Raw genomic sequence first — 6,530 nt, 5'->3', positions numbered from 1 at the left:
CGTCGAGCTACGTTGAGTAGCATGCGCCTGGGAACTTCCAAAGTGCAAGTCCCTACTTTGGAAGTGAGCAAAGATTGTTGTCGACGCCGAGAGGGGGGCAGACTGGCAGCTCGACAGAAGTGGGGAGGTCGCGGCGGTGCCCGTCAACAAGAACCCGACCGTTCGGCAGCGGCGGCTGGCTCGAACACTCAGAGAGCTACGGGTGGACGCCAATTTGACGATCGCTCACTCGGCGCGGCATCTTGCGTGCGCCGAGAGCAAGATCAGCCGGATCGAGGCCGCCCAGTCGGGTATCAGGCTGGTGGATCTACGGTTGCTGCTCGACCTGTACGGGGTAACGGACTCAGCGGTTCGGGGCCGGTTGGAGGCTCTGTCTCGCGAAGGTCGTCTTCGCGGCTGGTGGGATCGATACTCGGACACGCTGTCGCCGCTCTATGCCGACTTCATCGCACTGGAATCCGATGCGTCGGACATGTACAGCATCCAGACATTTCTGGTGCCGGGCCTGCTTCAGACAGAGGACTACACGCGTGCGGTGGTCCGTGCCCAGATAGAGGATGCGACGTCGGAGCAGGTCGAGCGACTCACGAAGGTTCGCCAGGAGCGGCGCGCCGTGCTGGTGCGTGAGGCGCCGCTTCGGATGTGGGTCGTTCTGTCGGAGTCCGTGCTGAAGCACCGGATTGGTGGACCATCGGTTATGCGTGAGCAGCTCGACTTCCTGGTGGCGAGTGCCGAACAGCCGAACATCAACATCCAGGTCCTGCCGGAGGAGTCAGACGTTCATGCTGCGCTCTTTGGGCCCGTCGCCATCTTGAGCTTCCCCGAGGCGACGGAAACGGACGTGGTGTACGTCGACAGCCTGCTCAGCACGCTCTACATCGAGGAGCCGGAGGAAGTGTTCAAGTACACCAACCTGTTCCGCAGTGCCCTGGCGGAGTCATTGCCGCGTACCGAATCGGTCGCACTCATCGAGCGCGCAAAGGACAAGATCTAGAAATGGCGAGTATGTTCCTGCCGTCCGCTTCCGCTGTCGGACTTGAGTGGCGTAAGTCGTCGTACTCGGGTGCGCAGAGCGACTGCATCGAGGTGGCTGGGGTCGTTGCGATCCCCGGACGTGAGTGGCGCAAGAGCAGCTACAGCGCTCAGGCGAACGAGTGCGTGGAGACCGGCCGGCTGATCCTGGGCGGAATGGCTGTCCGGGACTCCAAGGACCCGGGTGGGCCGGCGCTGGTCTTCCCGGCCGATGCCTGGTCGTCCTTCCTCTCCGGGGTCAAGTCCGGGGAGTTTTCGACCGACTGACATGACAGAGGTGCCCCGCACGGGCTGTGGCCGTGCGGGGCACCTCTGTTGGTTCGTACTTCCTAGAAGTCGTCGTCGAAGGCGACGGTGCCCTCGACGGCCACCTGGTACGCCGACACGCGGCGCTCGAAGAAGTTGGTCAGCTCCTGGACGTTCTGGAGCTCCATGAAGCCGAACGGGTTGGTCGACCCGTACCGGATCGGCAGGCCGAGGCGCGCGAGGCGCTGGTCCGCCACGGCCTGCAGGTACTCCCGCATCGAGGCGGTGTTCATGCCGGGCAGACCCTCACCGCACAGGTCCTGGGCGAACTGGAGCTCGGCCTCGACGGCCTCCTCCAGCATCTCCGTGACCTGCTTGGCCATCTCGTCGTCGAAGAGGTCGGGCTCCTCCTCGCGGACGGTGTCGACCACCGACATCGCGAAGTCCATGTGCATGGACTCGTCGCGGAACACCCAGTTCGTACCCGTGGCCAGGCCGTGCAGCAGGCCCCGGCTCCGGAACCAGTACACGTAGGCGAACGCGCCGTAGAAGAACAGTCCCTCCACGCACGCCGCGAAGCAGATCAGGTTGAGCAGGAACGCCCGCCTGTCCTCCTTCGTCTGCAGCGAGTCGATGTGGTCGACCGCGTTCATGTACTTGAAGCAGAACTGCGCCTTCTGGCGGATGGAGGGGATGTTCTCCACCGCTGCGAAGGCCGCGTTGCGGTCCTCCGGGTCGGGCAGGTAGGTGTCGAGCAGCGTCAGGTAGAACTGGACGTGCACGGCCTCTTCGAACAGCTGCCGCGAGAGGTACAGCCGCGCCTCGGGCGAGTTGATGTGCTTGTAGAGGCTCAGCACCACGTTGTTGGAGACGATCGAGTCGCCCGTCGCGAAGAACGCGACCAGCCGGCCGATCAGGTGGCGCTCGCCCTCGCTGAGCTTCGCCAGGTCGGCGACGTCGGAGTGCAGGTCCACCTCCTCGACGGTCCAGGTGTTCTTGATCGCGTCCCGGTACCGGTCGTAGAACGACGGGTAGCGCATCGGGCGCAGGGTCAGCTCGAAGCCGGGGTCGAGCAGCATCTTGCGGTCTTCGGACTGGGACATTACTGGCAGGCCTCGCAGGACTCGGGGTTCTCCAGGGAGCAGGCGAGGGCGGCTTCCTGCTCCGGGGTGAGGGTCGGGGTGTTCACGGGCACGGGCGCCGGCGCGGCGGCACGGGCGGCACCGGACGCGGCCTGGGCGATGCGGGTGGCCGGGCGGGAACGCAGGTAGTAGGTGGTCTTCAGACCGACCTTCCACGCGTAGGCGTACATCGAGCTGAGCTTGCCGATGGTCGGCGCCGCCATGAACAGGTTCAGGGACTGGCTCTGGTCCAGGTACGGCATGCGGGCCGCGGCCAGGTCGATCAGCGCGCGCTGCGGCAGCTCCCAGGCCGTCCGGTACAGCGAACGCACCTCGGCGGGCAGCCAGTTCAGCTCCTGCACCGAGCCGTTGGCGTCGCGCAGGGCGTCGCGGGTCTGCTGGTCCCAGACGCCGAGCTCCTTGAGCTCGCGCACCAGGTACGGGTTGACCTGGAGGAACTCGCCGGACAGCGTCTCGCGCTTGAACAGGTTGGACACCTGCGGCTCGATGCACTCGTACACGCCGGCGATGGACGCGATGGTCGCGGTCGGCGCGATGGCCAGCAGCAGCGAGTTGCGCAGGCCGGTCTCGGCGATCCGGGCGCGCAGCGCCGTCCAGCGGTCGGCCCACTGCGGGGCGGCCGTCGGGAAGTGGTCGATGTGCAGCTCGCCGCGGGCGGCGCGGGTCTCGCCGTACGCCTCGTGGCGGCCGAGCTGCTCGGCCAGGTCGGCGGAGCGCTCGTACGCGGTGAGCATGATGCGCTCGGCGATGAGGGTGGAGAGGACCTTCGCCTCGGCGGAGTCGAAGTCGATCCGCAGCTGGAAGAAGACGTCCTGGAGGCCCATCACGCCGAGGCCGACCGGCCGCCAGCGGGAGTTGGACGTCCCGGCCTCGGTGGTCGGGTAGAAGTTGATGTCCACCACGCGGTCGAGGAACGTCACGGCCGTACGGACGGTGGCGTCGAGGCGCTCCCAGTCCATGGCGCCGATCAGGTCGTCGGCCGTGGCGCCCGGGGCGACGTGGGCGCCCAGGTTGACCGAGCCCAGGTTGCAGACGGCGGTCTCGGAGTCGTCCGTGACCTCCAGGATCTCGGTGCACAGGTTGGAGGAGTGCACCGTGCGGCCCGGCAGCGCGGTCTGGTTGGCGGCGCGGTTGGAGGCGTCCTTGAAGGTCATCCAGCCGTTGCCGGTCTGCGCGAGGGTACGCATCATGCGGGCGTACAGGGTCTGCGCCGGGATGGTGCGCACGGCCTTGCCGGCCAGCTCGGCCTTGCGGTACGCCTCGTCGAACTCCTCGCCCCACAGGTCGACCAGCTCGGGCACGTCGGCCGGGGAGAACAGCGACCAGTCCTGGTTGGCGTTGACCCGGCGCATGAACTCGTCCGGGATCCAGTGCGCCAGGTTGAGGTTGTGGGTGCGGCGGGCCTCTTCGCCGGTGTTGTCGCGGAGCTCCAGGAACTCCTCGATGTCGGCGTGCCAGGTCTCCAGGTAGACGCAGGCCGCGCCCTTGCGGCGGCCGCCCTGGTTGACGGCGGCGACCGAGGAGTCGAGGGTGCGCAGGAACGGCACGATGCCGTTGGACTTGCCGTTGGTGCCGCGGATCAGGCTGCCGCGCGAGCGGATGCGCGAGTACGACAGGCCGATGCCGCCGGCGTGCTTGGACAGGCGGGCGATCTGCGCGTAGCGGTTGTAGATCGAGTCCAGGTTGTCCAGCGGCGAGTCGAGCAGGTAGCAGCTCGACATCTGCGGGTGGCGGGTGCCGGAGTTGAAGAGCGTCGGCGAGGACGTCAGGTACTCCAGGCGGCTCATCAGGCCGTACAGCTCGGCCACCTCGCGCACGGACTGCTCGCTGTCGCCGACCGCCAGGCCACAGGCGACGCGGAGCAGGAAGTGCTGCGGGGTCTCGATCACCTTGCGGGTGATCGGGTGGCGCAGCAGGTAGCGGGACTGCACCGTGCGCAGGCCGAAGTACTCGAAGCGGTCGTCGCCCTTGGTGTCGACGAGCGCGTCCAGGGCGGCCGCGTGCTTGGTGACGAAGGCGGCGGTGGTGTCGCCGATCAGGCCCTCGGCGTGGCCGACGGCGATCGAGGCGGAGAAGGACACCGAGCCCTGGCTGTTCGCCTCGTCGACGATCTCCAGGGCGAGCAGGCGGGCGGCGAGCTTCGAGTACTGGGGGTCCTCGGCGATCATCGACGCGGCGGCATCCACGGCCAGCCCGCGCAGCTCGGCGAAGTCCGAGCCGGCGTGGCGGCCGCGCAGCGCGGCGGCGGCGACATGGCCGGGGTCGACCTCGGTGAGGTCGGTGCTGCGGTCGGTGAGCAGCCGCAACAGGGCGCCGCCGGGGTCGGAGACCGTCGGGTCGGTGAAGGCGGTGCCGGTGCCCTGGGCGGGCAGGGTGGCTGAGGCGGCGATGGTCAAGGCGCTCTCTCCTGGCGGCGATCGGCGGCGGTGATCGGGGGTACCGGGCCGATCGGGGCAGGGGAGCACGCACGCGGGCGCAAGCGGCGTCCGCGCGACGGTGGCATCCCCGGCCCGCCCGCGAGGCCCGGAAGGAAACTGCTCGTGCTGCCGGCCTCTGCGGGAGGGCCCGTGGCACACCGTCGGCAGGTGTTCGGACTCGCGGGGAGGGCTCGTGGAGCCGCCCGCTCACCGCTGCGGGGCAGTCCCGGATTCGCACCGGGTTCCCCTGCATCGACAGCAGGGACGAGCATACATCTAGTGCCGTGAGTCCGATGCAGCCCCACATGTTGTGTCGCGAAGTACAGTTGTTCGACTGTGTGTGCGATAAACTGCTCAGGCTGGAGGGTGCCATTCCTGGCCTGTGCGGGCCTCGCACGGGCGCATCCGGACCTGGGCGGTCCCGCTCGCGGCGGCGCCCGGATTCTCGACGCAGCGCCCGGTGCCCTGGTTCGCGAGCTGCCCCGTCGGGGTCACCCGCCAGCGCTGATCGGGGCGCGAGGTGCAGTCCGTGAGGACGGGGAAACCGAGGCCCGGATCCTCGACGCAGCGCCCGTTCTGCCCCACCGAGCCGTCGTCCCCCATCGTCCACGCCTGCGCGGGCGAGCCGTCGCAGGTGCCGGCGCCGATCGCGGCCGGATCGCCCGCCACCCGGCTGTCCAGGCAGAGACCGGGCAGGGCCGAGGTGATCGCGCCGCTGGGCTGCCCGGCGGCGGCCTGGAACGAGAACGAGTCGCTGCTGAGCCCGGCGCCCCCGTCCCAGATCTCGAACCCGGCCTGGACGGCGCACAGGTACGAGCCCGCCGGGACGTAGCCGCGCTGGACGGCGTCGCGGGTGAAGGCCCGCAGGTCCAGGTCGGTGACGGAGGTCGCGCTGGTGGCCATCTCGTAGGTGATCAGGGTGTGGCTGCTCTTCTTCGGCGCCTCGTACACCCGGTAGGAGGCGCCGCCGACCTGGAGCTCGCCGGCCTGCCGGCCGAACGGGGTCTTGCCGTTCCCGCGCAGCCAGATCATCAGCTCGGCGCTCTCGGTGAAGGAGCAGCTGGTCCGGCTGTTGCTGTACCAGACGTCGTACGAGGCGTTGTAGACGCCGCTGTCGATCTGCGTGGTCCGCCAGCTGCTGGTGGCGTAGCGCAACTTGTCGACCGCGATGGGTAGCGGGCCGGTGCCGGGCTGGAGCTGGGTGCTGATGTGCGGGTACGCGCCGGGGCCGCGGTCCGGGTCGGTCAGGCTGGCGGGGCCGATGCCGCTGCGGGTCACCCGGAAGCCGCTTCCGCCGTCGGTGCCGCTGATGCAGAGGCCCCCGGTGGCGTTCCACTCGTTCGGGTTGATCAGGTAGCGGCCGGAGTCGACGGCCTGGGCGGGGTAGCGGTTCTCCCCGGTGGAGCAGATCTCGCCGGCGGTGGCGGCCGGCAGCGGGGCGACCGCGGGGGCGGTCTGGTCGGGCTGCCTGCGGTCCCGCGGGAGCAGCACGGCGCACAGGATCAGCGCGATCACGATGGTCGGCGCGAGCCACCACCACGAGCGCCGGGTCGCGCGCCCGGTTCCGGGTACGGCGGGGGTGGTCATGGGGTTCTCGCCTCCCTGCTGCGGTGTTGTCGGCCGGTACGAGGGCCGGCTCGGCGGCGCGCTCACCCGGCGGGGGTGGAGCTCGACCGGGGCCGGGTCGCGGGGG

Annotated in this window: 5 protein-coding genes and 1 riboswitch; of the genes, 2 read left to right on the top strand and 3 right to left on the bottom strand. The window is 69.2% G+C overall.

Translation table 11 applies throughout. The features are described 5' to 3' along the window. Positions 1-136 precede the first annotated feature (136 nt). Together ACIQOV_RS21230 and ACIQOV_RS21225 are read left to right on the top strand one after the other, a co-directional pair. Positions 137-994 (top strand): helix-turn-helix domain-containing protein, encoded by an 858-nt coding sequence (locus ACIQOV_RS21230; protein WP_401050608.1) that lies wholly within the window; start codon positions 137-139, stop codon positions 992-994. A gap of 2 nt (positions 995-996) precedes the next feature. Beyond that, entirely contained in the window at positions 997-1,299 is a 303-nt protein-coding gene (locus ACIQOV_RS21225; RefSeq protein WP_401050607.1) for a DUF397 domain-containing protein, read from the top strand. A gap of 62 nt (positions 1,300-1,361) precedes the next feature. Here the strand turns inward: ACIQOV_RS21225 and ACIQOV_RS21220 are convergent, their stop codons facing one another. From ACIQOV_RS21220 to ACIQOV_RS21210, 3 genes are all read right to left on the bottom strand, one after another. After that, positions 1,362-2,381: a ribonucleotide-diphosphate reductase subunit beta gene (locus tag ACIQOV_RS21220; protein ID WP_401050605.1), complete on the bottom strand. Its 1,020-nt coding sequence runs from the start codon at positions 2,379-2,381 to the stop codon at positions 1,362-1,364. Further along, a complete protein-coding gene (locus ACIQOV_RS21215) occupies positions 2,381-4,792 on the bottom strand; it encodes a ribonucleoside-diphosphate reductase subunit alpha (RefSeq protein WP_401050610.1) in 2,412 nt (803 codons plus the stop codon). The genes ACIQOV_RS21220 and ACIQOV_RS21215 overlap by 1 nt, the downstream gene beginning before the upstream one ends. A 190-nt stretch (positions 4,793-4,982) precedes the next feature. Beyond that, a riboswitch (cobalamin riboswitch) is annotated at positions 4,983-5,126 on the bottom strand. 65 nt (positions 5,127-5,191) lie between these two features. Next, on the bottom strand, positions 5,192-6,530 hold a 1,339-nt coding region (locus tag ACIQOV_RS21210), incomplete at its 5' end, for a ricin-type beta-trefoil lectin domain protein (protein ID WP_401050602.1).

Source organism: Kitasatospora sp. NPDC091257, from assembly GCF_044757675.1.
GTDB lineage: Bacteria > Actinomycetota > Actinomycetes > Streptomycetales > Streptomycetaceae > Kitasatospora > Kitasatospora lactacystinica.
This window is presented reverse-complemented; position numbering and strand designations above follow the sequence as displayed.